The organism is Gilvimarinus gilvus, from assembly GCF_030518155.1.
Lineage (GTDB): Bacteria > Pseudomonadota > Gammaproteobacteria > Pseudomonadales > Cellvibrionaceae > Gilvimarinus > Gilvimarinus gilvus.
On the sequence record NZ_JAULRU010000242.1, the window covers coordinates 1 to 325 of the forward strand.

The window sequence follows — 325 nt, forward strand, 5'->3', positions numbered from 1 at the left end:
TTGAGCGTCTGCCCTGGCCTACCGATATCACGCCCCAGGACTACAGGCGTGTTGCCAGCACGGTGCCGCCGAACCACCTCGAGCGCCACGCCGAGCTGATGCGGCCTCGAGCGGGAAATCGGGTTGTAGAATGCCAATACCAGGTCAGCCTGGGCGGCCAGGTCCAGGCGCTTCTCGATGATCGACCAGGGTTTGAGGTTGTCCGACAGCGACATCACGCAGAAGTCATGGCCCAGCGGTGCACCGGCCTGGGCAGCGGTCGCCAGCGAGGCGGATACCCCCGGCAGGATCTCCAGGTCGACCCGGTGCCACGCCGGGTCGGTCG

1 protein-coding gene is annotated in these 325 nt (G+C 66.8%); it reads right to left on the minus strand.

All coding sequences use genetic code 11. The features are described 5' to 3' along the window. A partial coding sequence (locus QWI17_RS03265; protein ID WP_302721070.1) for a precorrin-3B C(17)-methyltransferase occupies positions 1-325 on the minus strand: 325 nt, incomplete at both ends.